Below are 17,534 nucleotides of genomic sequence, written 5' to 3'. Positions count from 1 at the left end.
CGCGGGGAGAACGCCGAAAACGCCCTGGCCCCGGTGGATAGACTCGGTGGCGTAGGTCCCACGGCACGACGACACGCCCCTCACGCAGGCGGCACGGCGACGGGAGCGCACACGCACATGGGATGGCGAGACCGGTTCGGACTGCGCAAGGCCAGGAAGCAGGGGAAGGCCCGCTTCGACCGAGCCGCCGAGGACTCCGACATCAAGACCCTGATCGAGTTCGCGAAGTCCAGGACGGGCGTGGAGTTCTTCGTCGAGCCGGAGACGTTCGCGACCTCGACCACCGCCGTGGCGGTCGCGCACGACGGGGAGTGGACCCGGCGGCGCGTCGGTTCGCCCGACGTGATCCGCAAGGTCGCACGGGACCTGGCCGCCCCCGTCTACGATGTCCAGATCGTCGGCTATCCCCAGCGGATGCGCGACTGGACCCAGCGCAACAAGCGCGGCCTGTCGCTGGACGACTGACCCCCGCCCCACGGCCGCCCGCCCGGGCGGAAGCGCCCACCGAGCAGAGCAAGAGATGGCGAACCCACCCCGATGACCGACTCCGACAAGGGCGGCATGCCCGCGTGGCTGCCGCGCGCGATGATCCTGGCGGTCTGGACGGTCATCGGCTTCGCCGTCGCAGGCTGGCTCTTCCTCCAGCTGCGCGGGCTGCTCCTGCTGCTGGTGATCTCGCTCTTCCTCGCGCTGGCCCTGGAGCCGGCGGTGAACTGGCTGCAGCAGCACCGCTGGCCGCGCGGGCTGGCCACCGCCGCCGTGATGCTGGCGGCGCTGGGCGCGCTGGTGGCGTTCCTGTCGGTGCTGGGGTCGATGCTGATCGGCCAGGTCCTGGAGTTCGCCGCGCAGATCCCCGCGATGAGCCGCGCGCTGCTGAGCTGGGTCAACACCACGTTCAACACCGACTTCGAGCCCGAGTTGCTGCTGGCGGAGATCACCGACGTCAGCGGCCAGCTCAACCGGTGGGCCTCCAGCGCGGCCGAGAACGCCTGGGGCGCCGGGACCGCCGTGCTGTCGGTGCTGTTCAACGGCCTGGCGGTGGCGCTGTTCACCTATTACCTGACCGCGGACGGCCCGCGCTTCCGGCGCACCATCTGCTCGGTGCTGCCGCCCCGGACCCAGCGCGAGGTGCTGCGCGCCTGGGAGATCGCGGTCGCCAAGACCGGCGGCTACATCTACTCCCGGGCGCTGCTGGCGCTGGTGTCCACGCTGGCGCACTTCGCGGCGCTGGTGGTGCTGGACGTGGACTACGCCTTCGCGCTGGCGCTGTGGGTGGGGGTGCTGTCCCAGTTCATCCCGACCGTGGGCACCTACATCGGCGGGGCGCTGCCGGTGGTCGTGGCGCTGATCGGCGGGGTGTGGCCGGCGGTGTGGATGCTCGTGTTCATCACCGTCTACCAGCAGTTCGAGAACTACGTGCTGCAGCCGCGCATCACCGCCCGCACCCTGGACATGCACCCCGCGGTGGCGTTCGGCGCGGTGCTGGCCGGGGCGGCGGTGCTGGGCGCGCCCGGCGCCCTGCTGGCGCTGCCCGCCGGGGCCAGCCTGCAGGCGTTCATGAGCGTGTACATCCGGCGCTACGAGGTGGCCGGGCACCCGCTGCTCGACGGCTCTCAGGAGGAGCAGGACGCGGAGGCGGCGGAGGCCTCGTCCGCGGCCGGAGGGGCCGGGGGCGGCGCCGCCGGTGGGCGGACCCCGCCCGCGGCCGCGCGGCGGGCCGCGGCCCCCGGGGCGGACGGCGCGGCGGAGGGCGCGGCGGAGGTCGTGAACGCGCCGGTCGAGGGGGTGAACGAAGGGCCGAACGAAAGGCCGGGCGATTCGGGCGATCCATGACTCTTTGGTCATTGATCGGCACAAGTTTGACGGAACTCCTTCGGCGAACCGGTTCCCTAACGTTGCCCTCCCATCGCATACTCGCCGTGGGAGGGGGACTGAAGGATGAAGCAGGATCTCACGGCCCTGTGCTGCGAGTGCGGCCGGATCCGCACGGTGAGCGACCGTCAGGGCACCGGTGAGGCGCAGTCCGCCCACGGGGTCGCCCGGTGCGTGGTCCGCCGGCTCTGCGGCACGTGCGGGCGCCGCACCGACCACGCCTACCTGCGCGACGACCTCGACCGCGACGAGCTGGAGGAGGCCCTCCAGCTGGACGATGCGATGGCCGCGGAGGCGCTGGAGGAGGAGATCGAGCAGCTCCGCCAGTGCGACGTGGACATCGGGCACGCCCCGGTCCCGGCGATCTGGGACGGCCAGCCGGTGGGGATGGTCACCCAGCGCCTGTCGGACCGCGCCTATTCGGTGGTGCTCGACCCGGAGTCGGCGGTGAGCGCCCGGCTCAAACTCATCGACCTGGTCTGGAACGAGCTGGTGATCGGGGGCCACGAGGACCGCTGGCACATCCAGGCCTCCGAGGACGGGGAGAGCCCGGAGTACGCGGTCCGCCTGTTCGGCTACCGGGTCCGCCGCTGACCGCGTCCGCCGCCGGACCGCTCTTGACCCGCTCCGGCCGGCCCCGGGCCGCCGGTCCGCATCGCGGGAACCTTCCGTCCGCTCGCCCCTGGGGACGACGGGCCGCCTCAGCCCCGGCCCGGTCGGCTCACGGCCCGCGTCGCGCACCCCCTCCCCCGGGCCGTGCGGCGACTGGGCCCCCTTTTTTACGGGCAGTGCGTCCCGGCGGTCCGGTCGGGGCGCACCGGAGTCCGGCTTCGTGCATGCGTGCATGGGGAGACGCCTGATCCGGCGCGAGGATCGCAGAGCCCAGAAAGCCTGCTGGAGCCCTACATCCCCGCCCACAGGCGTTTCAGCGGACCCCCGTCACCGGTCCGGGCACCTGGCGCCGGGACGGATCGGCCGAGCCGGGACCGCGCGCCCCGCACCCCGTGCTTCGGCTCCTGCACGCGACGCTCGCGGCGTTCCCGCTCAGGCCTCGGCCCCTTGGCGGGCCGCCGACGGGGCCGCGGCGTCCAGGCGCTTGAGCGCCGCCCGTGCCACCTCCGGGTCGGTGGTGCCCCAGTACGGCGGCAGGCTCGACCGGAGGAACCCGGCGTAGCGCGCCGTCGCCAGGCGGGGGTCCAGCACCGCCACCACGCCGCGGTCGTCCACCGACCGGAGCAGGCGCCCGGTGCCCTGGGCCAGCAGCAGCGCGGCGTGCGTGGCCGCCACCGCCATGAACCCGTTTCCGCCGTGCGCCCCGACCGCGCGCTGCCGGGCCGAGGACAGCGGGTCGTCGGGGCGGGGGAAGGGGATGCGGTCCACGATCACCAGCTGCAGCGACGGCCCCGGGACGTCCACCCCCTGCCAGAGCGAGAGGGTGCCGAACAGGCACGCGCCGTCATCGGCGGCGAACCGCTCGACCAGGCGGCCGGTGGAGTCCTCCCCCTGGCACAGGATCGGGAGGTCGAGCCGTTCGCGCATCTCCTCGGCGGCCTTCTCTGCCGCCCGCATGGAGGAGAACAGGCCGAGGGTGCGTCCCCCCGCGGCCTCGATGAGCCCGGCGATCTCCTCCAGGTAGCTCTCGTCGAGGCCGTCCCGCCCCGGCTGGGGCAGGTGCCGGGCGACGTACAGGATGCCGCTGCGGGCGTGGTCGAACGGCGAGCCGACGTCGAGCGCGCGCCAGCGCGGCTCACCGTCGGCGCTTTCGGGGTCCGGGGCGAGGTCGGGGTCGGGGACGTCGTCCTTGAGGACCGTCTCCCTGCCCAGGCCCCACTGGCCGGCCAGGGCATCGAAGGTCCCGCCCAGGGCGAGCGTGGCCGAGGTGAGGATCGCGGTCCGGTCGCCGAAGAGCTTGTCCCTCAGCAGGCCGCCCACGCCGAGCGGAGCCACGTGCAGGCTCGGCGCGGTGCGCGGCCCCTTGGCCAGCCACACCACCGATCCGCGTTCGCGCAGCGGCGGCTCCACGGCCTCCAGGATGCGCTCGGCCGCGTCGTGCACCTCCTCCAGCCCGGCCAGCGCGCGCTTGCGGGCCGCCGTGCCCTCCGGGTCGTCCTCACCGCCGGTCTTGACGCCCTTGACCGCCGTGATGCAGGCGTGCGCGGCGTCGCGCACCACCGCCACGGCGCCGGCCAGACCCTCGTCCAGGTGGTCCAGGCGCCCGGGCTCGGCATCGGCGACCATCAGTGCAAGCCCGTCGGCGGCCTCCTCCAGGCGCCCGGCGGTGTCGGGCTCCACCAGCCGCCCCGCGCGCTTGGCGGCCGTGGTCACCGCCCGCTCCCCCAGCTGGGCGGCGGCCACCGAGGTGACCCGGTCCACCAGCTCGTGCGCCTCGTCCACGACCAGCACCGCGTGCTCGGGCAGCAGGTGGCGGCCCTGCATGGCGTCGATGGCCAGCAGCGCGTGGTTGGTGACGACGACGTCGGCGGACGCGGCGTCCTCGCGGGCCAGCTCGGCGAAGCACTCCTGCCCGAAGGGGCAGGCGGCGGCGCCGATGCACTCGTTGCCCGCAACGGAGACCTGCCGCCAGGCCAGGTCGCCCACCCCGGTGTCCAGGTCGTCGCGGTCGCCGGTGTCCGTCTCCTCGGCCCACTCGTGCAGCCGCTTGACCTGGCGGCCCATCGCCGACAGCTGGCGGGGGTCGAACAGCTCGGACCCGTCGTCGGCGTCGTCCCCGGCGCCGGACATCTTGTGGCGGCACAGGTAGTTGCCGCGGCCCTTGAGGATGGCGAAGGTCGGTTCGCGGCCCAGGCTCGGGGCCAGCGCCGCGGCCAGCCGGGGCAGGTCGCGCTCGATCAGCTGGCGCTGCAGGGCCAGGGTGGCGGTGGAGACCACCACGGTGGTGTCCTCGGCGACCGCGTGCCGGATCGCCGGGACGAGGTAGCCGAGCGACTTCCCGGTGCCCGTTCCGGCCTGGACCACCAGGTGCTCGGCATCGCCGACGGCGGAGTCGACCGCCCGGGCCATCCGGGACTGGCCCTCGCGGTGGGAGCCGCCGAGCGCGTCGACGGCGGTCTGGAGCAGGGTCGGGACGTCGGGGAGTTCTGGCACGCATGCGACAGTACCGCGCCCCGGTGACGCGTGCGGCCGCCGCCGGGAACCGGTGGACGGCGGCTCCGGAGGACTCCCGGCACCGCCCCGTCGGGCCCTGGCCTGCGCCGACCTGTGCCGACCTGGACGGTCGGCCGGGACGCGGGGGCCTCCCCCGGTCACCCGCCTCTCAGGCCCGCTCGACCGTGGTCTCCAGCTCGTCGTGCAGGAAGCAGTAGTGGTCGCGGATGGCGTGCCCGTCCTTGAGCGGTTCCGTATAGCTCCAGGCCGCGTCGGTCACCCGGCCGCCGTCGCCGGCGCGCACGTGCCAGTAGCGGCCCTGGCCCTTGTAGGGGCAGTAGGCGGTGGTCTCGCTCGGCACCAGCAGGTCCCGGCGCACATCGTCCGGCGGGATGTAGTAGCGGTTCGGCAGGCCGGTCTCGGACACGATCTTGGGCTTGCTCGTCAGCGCCACCACCTGGTCGCCGTGGCGGATCCGCACCAGGGTGGAGGACATGCGGGCGTCGACCCGGTGGAAGGGGTCGCGCAGGTGGCCGTGGACCTCCTCCTCTTCGTCCATCCAGGAGTCGGCGGCTCCCCAGTACATGGCGCTCAGGCCGCGCAGCCAGTGCGCGCCGGGCAGCGGGTCGGGATAGGCCCACACGGCGTCCTGGACGGTGCGGTCGCCCGCCTTCAGGTTCCAGTAGACGGCGTCGCCCTTGAACGGGCAGTGGGTGGTGGTCTCGCTCGGTGTCAGGCGCGCACTCGGGATGTCCTCGGTCGGCACGTACAGCTGCGGGAGCAGGCCGGTCTCGTGGACGAGGTAGCCCTGTCCGGAGTCGAGGACCGTGCTGCCCGCCAGGCGCGCCCGGACGCGGCGCGGGAACGGCTGCATGAAGAGCGCGTGGTGCGGCGACTCGATCGTGTAGTTGACGGTGTCCGGCGGGTGCTTGCTGAGCGGCCCACCGCCGAGGGTCAAGGACATCATGGTCTCCTCTTCGCCGGTGCTTCGACCGTCGGCGGTGGTTATGCCCAGGTCGTCGCGGCTTCTACCGGGCGCACGGGTCGGCGACCGCCGTCCCGGAGGACGCCTCCGAGATCGGGGGCGTCTCACGGCCGCGCCTCAGGCCCGGCCACGGCCCTGCCGTCCGGCCCTGGCCCCACAGGGCGTCCCGTCGTGCGCCCTCAGGCCTCCGGGGCCGATGAGCGCCTCGGGCGGCCCAGGAAGAGGGCGGCCGCTCCGGCGGCGAAGGACAGCAGGCCGGCCGCCACCATGCCGAGGATGGCCGTACCCGTCACCGGCAGGCTCCCCGTATCGCTCCCCTGCGGGTCGATGGCCACATCGTCGCGGTCCGGCGTGCGCTCGGAGCCCGATTCCGCGCCCGGGTCGGAGGACGGGTCCCCGTCGCCTCCTCCGTCGCGCCCCTCCTGGCCACCGGAGTCCCCGGCGCCGGATCCCGAACCGTCGTCCTGCGAGCCGTCCGACGCGCCGTCCTGAGAGCCGTCCTGCGAAGAGCCGGATCCGCCCTCGTCGTCCCGGCCGTCCCGGCCGTCCTGACCGCCGTGCCCGTCGTCCGAGCCGCGCTCTCCGGGGTCGGAGCCGCGCTCGTCCCCGTCACCCGCGCCGTCCTGGCCATCGGAGCCGCCCGAGTCACCCGAGTCACCGGAGCCGCCCGAGCCCTGCGAACCGTCCGACCCGCCGTCCGAGCCGTCCTGGTCGCCGTCCTCCTCTCCGCCGCCCGGGCTCGGCGGGACGCCGGGCGACAGGTCGTCACCGGGCTCGGGGTCCCGCTCCCGCTGCGTCTCCGGCCCGCCCTGCACGGGGCGGACACTGTGCACGCTGACGTCGGCCAGCTCCAGGCGGTAGGTACGCTCCTCGGGCTCCCGCCCCTCGGCCGCCGGGCCCGTGACGCCGAATTCCATGTCCAGTCCGGCCGCGGCCGTGGTGGCCCCCGACTGCCCGTCGGGCAGCTCGGTCACCGACGCGCGCGCCGTGAAGTCCACCTCGACCGGACCGTCCGGCCCCGTGGCCGTGAACGTGCGCTCGTAGGTCCCGGCGCCGACGTCGACGTCGTGGCCGAGCACCTGCAGGCCGTGCACCTCCATCCGGGCCGACGCCCCCCGCTCGGGGGTCCACCGCGCCTGCGACTCCACGGTCTCGACCACGACCAGGTCGTCGGCGCCGAAGAGGCCCGCCAGGTCCCGCGCGCCCTCCGGACCGGCCCCCTCCGGGTCCTCGTCCTCCGGGTCCTCGTCGCCCTCGCCCTGCGGGCGCGCGCAGGACGGGGAGAAGTGCACGTCGTTCAGCGATGCCTCGGAGACCAGCGCGTCCCGCCCTACGGAGACCTTGCTGACCCCCGCGTCCGGCGGCGCGGGGAAGTGCTGCTCGCCCGCCACGCCCCCGGGGCCGTCCGCCCCGTGCGCCCCGGGGGCCCAGCGGGCGGCCGCCGGGCCTCGGGAGCGGTCGCTGTTGAGGTCGCCGATGACACCCGTGCCGCACCAGTCGACCGCGGCGATGCGCGCGCCGGCGAAGTGCTCGCCTCCGGTCCCGGGCGCGTCCGGGCGCGCGGAGTCGGCGGCCACGGGGCCGGCGCAGGCGGCGAGCACCAGGGCCGCGGTCGCGAGGAGGGTTCGTACGGTGAGGCGGGACCGGTCGGGGGGATTCGGTGTCACGGTCATCCTCTGCTCAATGGGTGACGACAACGAAACTACATTCCGATCGACGCCCTCAGTAGGCCCCTGTCCGCGCTGGTGCGCGGGCCCGGCCCGCCGGGGCGGCCGCTGTCCGGAAGACGAATCGCCCTCGCCTCCCGGTTCCCCGGATTCGGGCGGCGCGACACCGGTCCCCTGCTCGTTCCGTCCCACAGGCCGGTACCGGCCACCCGGCCCGGGACCCGCGGGGCGCACGTGACGCAGGGGACCGTGGCGGGAGGAGGGGCGGAAAACGGCGAAGGCCCGGACTCGGAGTCCGGGCCTTCGCCGATCGGGTGGAGCTATGGGGATTCGAACCCCAGACCTCCTCCATGCCATGGAGGCGCGCTACCAACTGCGCCATAGCCCCGCGTGCCTTGCGGCAACGCTTCGATCCTACCGGATTCCCGGGGGTGGAACGACCGGCGGCCGCCCCGCCCCCGGGCGCCCCGGGGCCCTAGCCTGCCGTCCCGTACAGCGGCCAGTGGTGGCCGAGGCCGAAGCAGGCCGCCACCAGCGCCAGCGTTACGGCGATGAGCAGGACGTCCCACCGGTCGGCCGCGAGGTAGGCCAGGCGGATGCGCCGCCCGTCCGGGTGCTCCGACGCGTAGGTGAACCCCTTGGTCTCCAGCGCCTCGACGGTGGTCCGCGTGCGCTTGGCCGTGTTCAGGATGAGCGGGTAGAACGCGTTGACCACCGTCGTCCCCGTGCGGACGACGACCCTCCAGCCGAGGACGCCCCGCGGTCCCGGCGGCGCGGCGCGCAGCCGGTAGCCGTCGACGACCGTGTGGAACTCCTCCATGAGCACCGGGAGCATCCGGAAGCCGTAGCTGACGCCGAAGCTCAGCATCGCCGGGGCGTGCAGGCTCAGCAGCGCGTCGGACAGCCGCTCCGGGTCCAGCGACACGAAGGCCGCCATGCTGGCCAGGCTGACGGTCGCCAGTTTGAGGGTGAGCTCGGCCAGGGCCAGAGCGGTCGCCGCGTCTCCGTCGAAGAACCACGCGGCGAACAGGACGTACAGGCTCTCCAGGACGAACCCGAGGAGGAACAGGCCGAGCACGAGCGGCCCCACCCTGCTGAGGACCACCGCTGCGGCGCAGACCGCGAACAGGCCCAGGAGCACCGTGATGTTGTGGGTCAGCCAGGGCACCACCGCGAACACCAGGTACCAGCCGATGACGAAGCGGGGGTCGCGCCGGGCCAGCATCCCGCCCCGAGTGGCGTAGGCGGTGCGGAGGAGCTCCAGCTTCACCCACTCCACCGTCAGCGCTTCACGTCGCGTGCTCATGGCCCCCCTTTCCGGCGAGTGCGCCCCGCTCCCGTTCCACCAGTTCCTCGACCGACAGCGGCGGCGGCAGGAGCCCCATCTCCAGGCCGAGCCGGACGATCTGCGGCGGCACCAGGCCGACGGCGTCCATCAGCGCCCGGTCGCCGAACAGCCCGGCCGGGTCGGTGTCGGCCGCGATCCCGCCGCCGTCGAGCACCACCACGCGCTGGGCCCACTCGGCGACCAGGTGCATGTCGTGGGTGGCCACCACGGTGCACCGGATGGTCCCGGCCAGCGCGTCCAGCATCGCCACGACGGCGTCGCGGCTGGCCGTGTCGAGGCTGGAGGTGGGCTCGTCCAGCAGGAGCAGGGCCGGGCGCGTGGCCAGTCCGATCGCCAGGGTGGCGCGGCGCTGCTGGCCCCCGGAGAGCAGCCGGCCGTCGCGGTCGGCCACGGCGGCCAGCCGGACCCGTTCCAGCACCTCGGCGACCTCGGCGTCCGCGCCCTCGCGGCCCCGCCCGAGCGGGAACATGGCCACGTCCTCGCGCACGCTCGCCTTGAGGAACATCCGCTCGGGCCGCTGGTAGAGCAGGCACACCCGGTCGGCCAGCTCGGCCGGGCGCACGGACCGGGTGTCGGCGCCGTCGACCGCGACCGTGCCCGAGCCGGGGGCGGTGATGCCGGTGAGCAGGCGCAGCAGCGTCGACTTCCCGGCGCCGTTCCCGCCCACCAGGGCCACGCGCTCGCCCTCGCGCAGCGTGAGGTCGACGCCGTCGAGCACCCGGGTCCGGGACCCGTCGACCTCCCGGTACCCGTGGCCCACCGCGGTCATCTCGGCGACGGGCGGTGCGGCCGCGGTGGGCGCGGTGGGCGCGGCCGCGGGCCCGGGCTCCGTGGCCGGCGCCGTCCGGTCGTCGCGGCCGCCCAGCAGGCCGGCGGCCTCACCGACGGTCAGCGGCGCGGGCGCGCCGGGGGCGAGCTCCCGCACCGCGCGCACGATCTGCGGTGCGGGGACGCCGTGCCGGTCGAGGTCCTCCGAGCGCTCCATGGCCTCCCGGACGGGCAGGTGCCACACCGGCGCGCCGTCGGCCATCAGCACCGCGGAGCGCGCGTACCGCGCGACGAACTCGGCATGGTGCTCGATGACGACGACGGTGGTGCCCCACCGGGCGTTGAGGTCGCTCAGTGCCTCGTAGATCCCGGTGGCGCGCGCGGGGTCCAGCTCGGCCACCGGCTCGTCGACCACCACCGCCGCGGGGCGCAGGGCCATCACCGAGGCCAGCGCGACCAGGTGCTGCTGGCCTCCGGAGAGCTGCCAGGTGTACCGGTCCGCCAGGTGCGCGATGCCGAGCGCCTCCAGCGCCTCGTCGACGCGCCGGGCGTGGTCGGGCAGGCCGAAGTTGACCGGGGCGAAGGCCACCTCGTCGCGGACCGTGGGCCGCACCAGCTGGTTGCCGAAGTCCTGGTAGACGTAGCCGACCAGGTGGGACAGGGCCGCCACGGACAGGTCGCGGGTGTCGCGGCCCATCACCCGGACCGCGCCCTCGAAGGCGCCCGACCAGTAGTGCGGGACCAGGCCGTTGAAGGCCTTGCACAGGGTGGTCTTGCCCGAGCCGTTGCCGCCGACGACCGCGGTGAAGTCGCCGCGCTCGATGGTCAGGTCGACGCCCCTGAGCGAGTCCTCGGCGGCGCCGGGGTAGCGGAAGGCCAGGCCGTCGACCTCGATCGCGGGGGCCGCGCTCACCGCCGCCCCTCCCCTCGGCCCGCTCCGGCGTCCTGGGCGGCGCGCTCGCGGCGCGCGTGGACCAGGTAGCGCACGGACACCACCAGGGCGATGAGGACGAGGCAGGCGGCCGAGACCCCGACCCACAGGAAGCGCTGCCCGTACCGGTCGATGAACCCCGGTTCCCAGACCCCGAAGTTGTCCACGATGCCGGAGGTGAAGGCCGCGATCATCGACACGAAGGCCAGGAGCAGCGCGGTCAGCAGGAACGCCCCGGTGCCGCGCTCGGCCAGCGGGGCCGGACGGGCCGGGTCGCGGGGGGCCATTCCCAGCAGCGGCTCGACCTTGCCGTACAGGCGCGGCGCCATGGCCATGGCGGGCAGTGCCCCGAACAGGACGCCGCTGATGACCAGGTCGGTGGTGAAGCCCACGCCCTCCAGCAGCAGGATGGACTCGGGCAGGCCGGCCACGTACTCGGCGTCCTCCACCCCGACCATGACCTTGCCGATGTCGACCACGGCGGACAGGAGCTTGTCGACGGCGACCGCGGTGACCGAGGCCGCGAACACCTGGCCGCGCCGGCGCGGGTCCCGCACCAGGCAGCCCGCGATGTACAGGCCGAGGAAGAGCTGGAGGTAGCCCTCGAGCTCGCCGATCCCGGAGAAGTCGCCCATGAGCAGGTCGACGAAGACGATCTCGCCGAGCGGCGCGCCGAGCGCGGCGTAGAGCGGGTGGAACAGGGAGGCCATCACCACCGGGACGAACGCCAGGTAGGAGACCGACAGCTCCACCGGCCCGATGCGGATCTCGGGCAGGACCTCGGTGAGGATGTTGGCGAGGCCGAAGAGGGTCATCGACAGCACGAAGACCATCAGCTTCTGGCTGCGGTTGAGCTGCGGCGGGCCGGATCGGGTGCGGGGGGCGGGGCGTCGGGCGGGGGCTGCCGGTTCGGACATGGGTGTGTGCCTTTCCGCGCGGTGATGTGACGGGGCGGGGCCGGGGGCCGTATCAGGGGGCCGTGTCAGGAGCCTGTGGGCGCACCGGCGTCCGCCCACAGGCCGAGCAGGTCGCCCATCTCGTCGATGGCGTGGTCGGGGCGCTGCTCGGCGGGGCCGGCCAGGGCGGCGTCGATCCGCTCGTCGGAGGCCGATCCCCCGCGCACGACCACGCAGGTGCCGACCCCGGCGCGGCGGGCGGCGGCGGTGTCGCGCCAGGGCTTGTCCCCGACGAACCAGCACGTGGCGGGGTCGGCGTCCAGGGCGGCCAGGGCGGTGCGGACGGTGTGCGGGTCGGGCTTGCGGCGCCCGAGCTCGTCGGAGTAGACGTGCGCGCCGATGAGGCCGTCGATGCCGAAGCGCTCCAGTTCCTCCCGCACGGCGCGGCCGCAGACCGTGTTGGAGACGATGCCGACCGGGACACCGCGTCCGGCGCAGGCCTCCAGGACCTCGCGCACGCCGCTGCGCATCCGCGCACGGCTCTTGGAGCGCGCGTACTCCAGCATGAGCTGGGCCGACTCGGCGAACAGGAACGCCCGGGCGTGCGGGGGCAGGTCGCGGCCGACCATGTCGTGCCAGAAGGCCCTCGGGGTGACCTCGGGGACGCGGCCGTCCTCGGCGGCGGTCTCCTTCCAGGCCCGGTAGCGCTCGCGTCCGGCGAGGACCAGGGCGAGGACGTCGTCGGGCGAGGCGGAGTACCCGGCGCGGTCCAGGCGTTCGGCCAGGCTCTCGGCGAAGGCCGCCTGGGCGTCGGGGGCGGGCTCGGACAGGGCGATGACACCGCCCTGGTCCAAGAGGAGCGCAGCGGGCGCGCGGGAGGGGCGGCCGGCGGGCCGGGCGGCGGGGCCCGGTTCTGAGGGCGCCGGTGCGGCGTCGGCGGGCCCGCGCGGCACGCTGCTCCGCAGCGGTTCGACCAGGCCCTCGGGGGTGTCGTAGACGGCGTCGGCGGCGGCGCGGACCGGGTAGGGCGGGGTGTCGGTGGAGTGGTGGCGGGTGATGACGGCGGCGCCCGCCCCCGCCCGCCGACCGGCCACCACGTCCCGGTCCCAGGTGTCGCCGACGTACCAGCACCGTTCGGGGACGGTGCCCAGGGCTCGGGCGGCCAGGCGGATCATCTCGGGGTGGGGTTTGCGGATGCCGACCTCGTCGGAGTACACCTGCACGCCGAAGTACCCCTCCAGCCCGGCGCTCCGCACGAGCTCGCGGTGGGAGCGGCCGGAGTGGGCGTTGGAGACCATGCCGACCCGCACGCCCAGGGCGTGGGCGCTCGCGAGGAGGTCGGCGATGCCGGGGCGCACCTCGTGCTCGGAGAGCAGGGGGGACATCTCGGCCAGGAGCCGGGCCCCGCTCCCGGCCAGGGTCTCGCGGGCCGGCCCGTCCAGGTCGGAGGCGAGGAAGTCGGTCCAGATGGTGCGGTGGTCCAGCTCCCGGGGGACGCGGCGGCGGCTCGCCGCGTTCTTCCAGTCCTTGAGGGCGGCGAGCCCCGCGTCGAGGGACGCGCGCACCGCGGCGGCGTCCGCCTCGTGGCCGGCGCGGGCCAGGACCGCGCACAGGTGGCGGGCGGCGTCCGCGCGCCCCTCGGGGCGCTTGCGCGTCTGGAAGACGACGCCGCCGAAGTCCAGAAGGAGGGCGTCGGGACGGTGCCGCAGGGCGGGGGTGACGGGTTCCACTGAATTCCTGCCTTTCCGGGCCTTCGCTCACCGACGACGCTAGGCAGGGCTCCGCACCAGGGGGCGGATGCCCGGTAGACGGCCGGGGAACGCGTTTGGAACGTTCCAAATCCGCCGCCGCGGGCCGGTGCTCCTGGGCCACAATGGCGGGGTGGAAGCAGACGGCAAGGCGGGAGGCACCCGCGGACGGCGCCCCACCATCGTGGACGTCGCGGCGGCGGCGGGGGTGTCCAAGTCGCTGGTGTCGCTGGCCCTGCGCGGCGGCAGCGGCGTGAACCCGGAGACCGGGGCGCGCATCCTGGCCGAGGCGCGCCGGCTCGGCTACCGCTCCAACACCCTGGCCCGCAGCCTGGTCCAGGGGCGCACCATGATCCTGGGCGTCCTGCTGACCGACCTGGCCAACCCCTACCACACCGAGGTCGTCGCGGGGGTGGAGGAGGCGGCGGACGCCGAAGGGCTCACCGTCCTGCTCGCGCACGGGCGCCGCGACCGGGCCCGGCTGACCGACCGGTTGGACTCGCTGCTGCGGCTGAACGTGGACGGCGTGATCGCGGTGAGCTCGTGGCCGGAGTCCGACGCGCTCGCCGAAGCCGCCCGCCGGGTCCCGGTGGTGATGGTGGGGCGCCCCGAGCGGTTCACCCCGGGCGTGGACACGGTGGCCAACGACGACCGCGCGGGCGCCGAGGCCGCCGTGCGGCACCTGGCCGGGCTCGGGCACGAGCGGGTGGCGCACCTGTCGGGGTCGGACCGCCCGGCCTCGCGCGCCCGCCTGCAGGGGTACCGGGAGACGATGCGGGATCTGGGGCTGGAGCGGCACACCCTGGTGCGGCGCCCGGGCGGGGGGACGTTCGCGGACGCGGCCGCCGCGCTGCTCGACGAGGGGCCCACGGCGGTGTTCGCGGTCAACGACCTGGCCGCGCTGGCGGTGCTCGACGCCGCCCACGAGCGCCGCGCGGCCGGCCTGTCGGTGGTGGGCTACGACAACACCGCCCTGGCCCAGACCGTGCGCCCCCGCCTGACCAGCGTGGACCAGCCCCGCGCGGTGATGGGGAGGCTGGCGGTGGAGATGGCGCTGGAGCGCATGCGCGGCAGGACCGAGGACCGCCACGCGACCCTGGCGCCCCGCCTGGTCGAGCGGGCCTCGACGGGCCCGCCCCCGGAGGGGGACCGGCCGGCGGATCCGCCCTGAGTCCGGCCCCGGAGCCGAAACGAAGGCGGCCGGGCACCCGCGTCGGGTGCCCGGCCGCCTTCGAAACCGGGTGGAGCTATGGGGATTCGAACCCCAGACCTCCTCCATGCCATGGAGGCGCGCTACCAACTGCGCCATAGCCCCTGGTCGTCGCCCCTGCGTGCCGGTGGTTCGGCCTCGCCGCGGCGACACCTCGACCTTACCGGATCCCGAGGAGTGCTCACGCCGTTCCGCCGATGTTCGCCCCCGGGCCCGCTTGCGATCACACTCCAGGAGCCCTCCCCGGGCCCGTGCCCCTGCTCCGACCGCCGATCCCCCTTCCGACCACCGCTCCCGGTCACGTCCTGGAACCCCATAAGCTGGCAGGGTGCCCGAAACAAAGCTCGAAATCCAGATGCTCCATGATCGGCTGCTCGTGCGGCTTCTCCCCGAGAAGGGGGAGCGCCGCAGCTCGGGCGGGCTGGTCATCCCGGACACCGTGAAGATGGCGACCCGCCTCGTCTGGGGCGAGGTCTGCGGCGCGGGCACCAGCGCGCGGCACGTGAAGACCGGTGACCGGGTCCTGTTCAACCCCGAGGACCAGCTGGAGGTCGAACTCCAGGCCGAGCGGTACCTGGTGCTGCGCGAACGCGACGTGCACGCCGTCGCCAACGAGTCGCCGCAGCAGGGCACCGGCCTGTACCTCTGATCCCACCCCGGCCCCGGCCCCGGCCCCGGCACGCGTACCCGGCCCGCCTCCGGTCCGCCACGGGGACGGGAGGCGCCGGAGCAGCGCACACGAACTGAACGGCGCGGGGCCGGGGCCCACGCGCCCGTCGCGCCGTCGGTCGGCCGGAGCGGTAGGAGCGCGCCGGCAGTGCCCGTCACGCGCCCGCCGCCCCGCGACCGAGGGCCCCAGGGCCGGAGCGCGGAGCGGCCGGAACCCCGCGGCCCAGGCCGCCCACAGCGGCACCGGGAAGAACCTCAGGACGGCCGTGGCGGGGAGCTCGGTGACGCCCCCAGCGCGCACACGAAAACGGCACGTTCCCGATCGGAAACCGGAAACGTGCCGTCTCTCTGTGGAGCTATGGGGATTCGAACCCCAGACCTCCTCCATGCCATGGAGGCGCGCTACCAACTGCGCCATAGCCCCGTGGGTCCGGCCCGGGCGGGGATCTCCGCCCTGCCGACACCCTGAACCTTAGCGGATCCCGCTCGATTAGTCGAAACGGTTCCCTGCGGCGGCCCGGGGGCCGCCGCCTGAGCGGCCGTCAGCGGTCGTCGCCGAGGACCCGCTCCTCGGGCAGGCTGGAGGCGTTGTGCTCCAGCAGCCGCCAGCCGCCCGTGCGCAGCGGCCCCAGCACCGACCACGAGCAGTTGCCCAGCGGACCCAGGGCCTGGCGGATCTCCTGCGGGAGCCCGAGCATCCGGTTGATGCCCGCGCGCAGCGCCGCACCGTGCCCCACGGCCACCAGGAGCCCGCCCTCGGGCACCAGGTCCAGACCGCGGCCGACCGCATCGGCGACCCGCTCGCCCACCTCCTCGACGGGCTCGCCGCCGGGGATCTCCATGCGGGCGTTCTCCTCCGGCCAGCGCTCACGGATCTCCGCGGTCGTCAGCCCCTCCCACGGCCCGCCGAAGCGCTCCCGCAGCCCCTTGTCGGAGTGCACCTGCAGGCCCGTGGCCTCGGCCAGGAACCCCGCCGTGTCCGCAGCCCGGCGCAGGTCCGAGGCGACGATCGCGTCCGGCCGCAGTGCGGCCAGCAGCCGGGCCGCCCGTCGCGCCTGCTCCCGCCCGACGTCGTCGAGCGGGATGTCGGACTGCCCCTGGAAGCGCTTCTCGGCGTTCCACTGCGTCTGTCCGTGGCGCCAGCACAGGACACGACGGGATTCGGCCATGGACTCAACTCCAGTGCGGGTCGACGGCGGACGGGTCCTCAGGCGCCGTCCTGGGTGCGCTCGCGCCCCTGCGCGGCCTCGGGCAGGGGGATCGCGGGGCAATCCTTCCACAGCCGCTCCAGGCCGTAGGTGCCGCGCTCCTCCTCGTGCTGCACGTGGACCACGATGTCGACGTAGTCCAGCAGCACCCAGCGCCCGTCGCGCTCCCCTTCCCGGCGCACCGGCTTGACGCCGGCGTCGCGCAGCCGGTCCTCCACCTCGTCGACGATGGACCGCACCTGCCGGTCGTTGGGCGCGGAGCACAGCAGGAAGGCGTCGGTGATGACGAGCTGGTCGCTCACATCGAAGGCGACGACCTCCTGGGCCAGTTTGTCCGAAGCCGCCTCGGCGGCGATGTTCACGAGCTCGACGGCCCTGTCCGTAGCGGTCACGATGAAGTAGCTGCCTCCCCTGGGGTCCGCCCCGGCGACGGGTCGTCGAGGTAGAGCCCGGTCTTGTTGATGTAGCGGACGATCCCGTCGGGGACCAGGTACCAGATCGGTTCGCCCTTGCGCACCCGCTCGCGGCACTCGGTGGAGGAGATCGCCAGGGCCGGGATCTCCACCAGGCTGACCTTGCCGTCGGGCAGTCCGGTGTCGGTCAGCCGGTGCCCGGGCCGGTTGCAGCCCACGAAATGCGCGAGATCGAAGAGTTCGTCCACGTTCTGCCAGCTCAGGATAGCGCCAAGGGCGTCGGCCCCGGTGATGAAGAAGAGCCGGACCTCGGGCCCGTACCCCCGGCGCAGCTGCCGCAGCGTGTCGATGGTGTAGGTGGGGCCCTCCCGGTCGACCTCGATCCGGCTGACCTTGAACCGCGGGTTCTCGGCGGTGGCGATGACCGTCATGAGGTAGCGGTCCTCCGCCGGGGCCACCTTGTCCAGGTCCTTCTGGTAGGGCTGCCCGGCCGGGACGAAGAGGACCTCGTCCAGGTGGTACAGGTGCGCCACCTCGCTGGCCGCGACGAGGTGCCCGTGGTGGATCGGGTCGAAGGTGCCGCCCATGACGCCCACGCGCCTGGGGCCGTCCGGCCTCCGTCCGGCCTCCGCCGCGCCCATCGCTCCGTTCGCCACCTCATCGCTCCCTTTACAGCGGTTTATCCAGCCGCCGCCGAGACTAACCGAAGGCGTC

Annotated in this window: 15 protein-coding genes and 3 tRNA genes; 5 read left to right on the top strand and 13 right to left on the bottom strand. The window is 74.4% G+C overall.

Going from position 1 to position 17,534, the window contains the following annotated elements; translation table 11 throughout:
* Nucleotides 1–117: 117 nt before the first annotated feature.
* The 3 genes from C892_RS0119295 (at nucleotide 118) to C892_RS0119285 (ending at nucleotide 2,466) form a co-directional block, all read left to right on the top strand.
* The gene (locus C892_RS0119295; protein ID WP_017558511.1) at nucleotides 118–465 is read left to right on the top strand and encodes a hypothetical protein; all 348 of its coding nucleotides are present in this window, start codon (nucleotides 118–120) and stop codon (nucleotides 463–465) included.
* A 72-nt stretch (nucleotides 466–537) separates the two neighbouring features.
* Nucleotides 538–1,833 (top strand): AI-2E family transporter, encoded by a 1,296-nt coding sequence (locus C892_RS0119290; RefSeq protein WP_017558510.1) that lies wholly within the window; start codon nucleotides 538–540, stop codon nucleotides 1,831–1,833.
* Nucleotides 1,834–1,938: 105 nt separating this feature from the next.
* Entirely contained in the window at nucleotides 1,939–2,466 is a 528-nt protein-coding gene (locus C892_RS0119285) for a DUF6315 family protein (protein ID WP_017539275.1), read from the top strand.
* A 450-nt stretch (nucleotides 2,467–2,916) separates the two neighbouring features.
* Here C892_RS0119285 and C892_RS0119280 read toward each other — a convergent pair whose 3' ends face one another.
* The 8 genes from C892_RS0119280 to C892_RS0119245 all read right to left on the bottom strand — a co-directional run bounded on the left by C892_RS0119280 (nucleotide 2,917) and on the right by C892_RS0119245 (nucleotide 13,302).
* A complete protein-coding gene (locus C892_RS0119280; RefSeq protein WP_017558509.1) occupies nucleotides 2,917–4,977 on the bottom strand; it encodes an ATP-dependent DNA helicase in 2,061 nt (686 codons plus the stop codon).
* Nucleotides 4,978–5,146: 169 nt separating this feature from the next.
* Nucleotides 5,147–5,944, bottom strand: coding sequence for a DUF427 domain-containing protein (locus C892_RS0119275; protein WP_239647447.1), 798 nt, complete (start codon nucleotides 5,942–5,944; stop codon nucleotides 5,147–5,149).
* 197 nt (nucleotides 5,945–6,141) lie between these two features.
* Entirely contained in the window at nucleotides 6,142–7,629 is a 1,488-nt protein-coding gene (locus C892_RS30090; protein ID WP_152513430.1) for a hypothetical protein, read from the bottom strand.
* 315 nt (nucleotides 7,630–7,944) lie between these two features.
* A tRNA-Ala gene (locus tag C892_RS0119265) sits at nucleotides 7,945–8,017 on the bottom strand.
* A gap of 87 nt (nucleotides 8,018–8,104) precedes the next feature.
* Complete coding sequence (locus tag C892_RS0119260) at nucleotides 8,105–8,935, bottom strand: energy-coupling factor transporter transmembrane component T family protein (RefSeq protein ID WP_017558507.1); 831 nt, start codon at nucleotides 8,933–8,935, stop codon at nucleotides 8,105–8,107.
* Entirely contained in the window at nucleotides 8,919–10,658 is a 1,740-nt protein-coding gene (locus C892_RS29225) for an ABC transporter ATP-binding protein (protein WP_017558506.1), read from the bottom strand. The genes C892_RS0119260 and C892_RS29225 overlap by 17 nt, the downstream gene beginning before the upstream one ends.
* Nucleotides 10,655–11,593, bottom strand: coding sequence for a DUF8171 family membrane protein (locus C892_RS0119250; RefSeq protein WP_017558505.1), 939 nt, complete (start codon nucleotides 11,591–11,593; stop codon nucleotides 10,655–10,657). The genes C892_RS29225 and C892_RS0119250 overlap by 4 nt, the downstream gene beginning before the upstream one ends.
* Before the next feature lie 65 nt (nucleotides 11,594–11,658).
* Nucleotides 11,659–13,302 (bottom strand): HAD-IA family hydrolase, encoded by a 1,644-nt coding sequence (locus C892_RS0119245; protein ID WP_017558504.1) that lies wholly within the window; start codon nucleotides 13,300–13,302, stop codon nucleotides 11,659–11,661.
* Nucleotides 13,303–13,453: 151 nt separating this feature from the next.
* Between C892_RS0119245 and C892_RS0119240 the strand changes: the two genes are divergently transcribed.
* Nucleotides 13,454–14,491: a LacI family DNA-binding transcriptional regulator gene (locus C892_RS0119240; protein WP_239647446.1), complete on the top strand. Its 1,038-nt coding sequence runs from the start codon at nucleotides 13,454–13,456 to the stop codon at nucleotides 14,489–14,491.
* 71 nt (nucleotides 14,492–14,562) lie between these two features.
* Here the strand turns inward: C892_RS0119240 and C892_RS0119235 are convergent.
* A tRNA-Ala gene (locus tag C892_RS0119235) sits at nucleotides 14,563–14,635 on the bottom strand.
* 250 nt (nucleotides 14,636–14,885) lie between these two features.
* Between C892_RS0119235 and C892_RS0119230 the strand changes: the two genes are divergently transcribed.
* The gene (locus C892_RS0119230) at nucleotides 14,886–15,179 is read left to right on the top strand and encodes a GroES family chaperonin (protein WP_017542128.1); all 294 of its coding nucleotides are present in this window, start codon (nucleotides 14,886–14,888) and stop codon (nucleotides 15,177–15,179) included.
* Between the two features lie 371 nt (nucleotides 15,180–15,550).
* On the opposite strand, the gene C892_RS0119225 is transcribed toward C892_RS0119230, so the two are convergent.
* From C892_RS0119225 to nadD, 4 genes are all read right to left on the bottom strand, one after another.
* Nucleotides 15,551–15,623 (bottom strand) — tRNA-Ala (locus tag C892_RS0119225).
* 118 nt (nucleotides 15,624–15,741) lie between these two features.
* Entirely contained in the window at nucleotides 15,742–16,368 is a 627-nt protein-coding gene (locus tag C892_RS0119220; protein WP_017558502.1) for a histidine phosphatase family protein, read from the bottom strand.
* Nucleotides 16,369–16,406: 38 nt separating this feature from the next.
* Nucleotides 16,407–16,799, bottom strand: a complete 393-nt coding sequence (gene rsfS, locus C892_RS0119215; protein WP_017558501.1) for a ribosome silencing factor — start codon at nucleotides 16,797–16,799, stop codon at nucleotides 16,407–16,409.
* Nucleotides 16,796–17,461: a nicotinate-nucleotide adenylyltransferase gene (gene nadD / locus C892_RS0119210; protein ID WP_017558500.1), complete on the bottom strand. Its 666-nt coding sequence runs from the start codon at nucleotides 17,459–17,461 to the stop codon at nucleotides 16,796–16,798. Before nadD ends, rsfS begins: the two co-directional genes overlap by 4 nt.
* Nucleotides 17,462–17,534: the final 73 nt, after the last annotated feature.

This window comes from Nocardiopsis baichengensis YIM 90130, from assembly GCF_000341205.1.
Lineage (GTDB): Bacteria > Actinomycetota > Actinomycetes > Streptosporangiales > Streptosporangiaceae > Nocardiopsis_A > Nocardiopsis_A halophila.
This window is presented reverse-complemented; position numbering and strand designations above follow the sequence as displayed.

What these genes read in the sequence shown, in the direction of transcription:
- C892_RS0119295 (WP_017558511.1), top strand. Translation starts at nt 118, where the DNA reads ATGGGATGGCGAGACCGGTTCGGACTGCGCAAGGCCAGGAAGCAGGGG.
- C892_RS0119290 (WP_017558510.1), top strand. Translation starts at nt 538, where the DNA reads ATGACCGACTCCGACAAGGGCGGCATGCCCGCGTGGCTGCCGCGCGCG.
- C892_RS0119220 (WP_017558502.1), bottom strand. Translation starts at nt 16,368, where the DNA reads ATGGCCGAATCCCGTCGTGTCCTGTGCTGGCGCCACGGACAGACGCAG.
- C892_RS0119275 (WP_239647447.1), bottom strand. Translation starts at nt 5,944, where the DNA reads ATGATGTCCTTGACCCTCGGCGGTGGGCCGCTCAGCAAGCACCCGCCG.
- C892_RS0119285 (WP_017539275.1), top strand. Translation starts at nt 1,939, where the DNA reads ATGAAGCAGGATCTCACGGCCCTGTGCTGCGAGTGCGGCCGGATCCGC.
- nadD (WP_017558500.1), bottom strand. Translation starts at nt 17,461, where the DNA reads ATGGGCGCGGCGGAGGCCGGACGGAGGCCGGACGGCCCCAGGCGCGTG.
- C892_RS0119230 (WP_017542128.1), top strand. Translation starts at nt 14,886, where the DNA reads ATGCTCCATGATCGGCTGCTCGTGCGGCTTCTCCCCGAGAAGGGGGAG.
- C892_RS0119250 (WP_017558505.1), bottom strand. Translation starts at nt 11,593, where the DNA reads ATGTCCGAACCGGCAGCCCCCGCCCGACGCCCCGCCCCCCGCACCCGA.
- C892_RS0119260 (WP_017558507.1), bottom strand. Translation starts at nt 8,935, where the DNA reads ATGAGCACGCGACGTGAAGCGCTGACGGTGGAGTGGGTGAAGCTGGAG.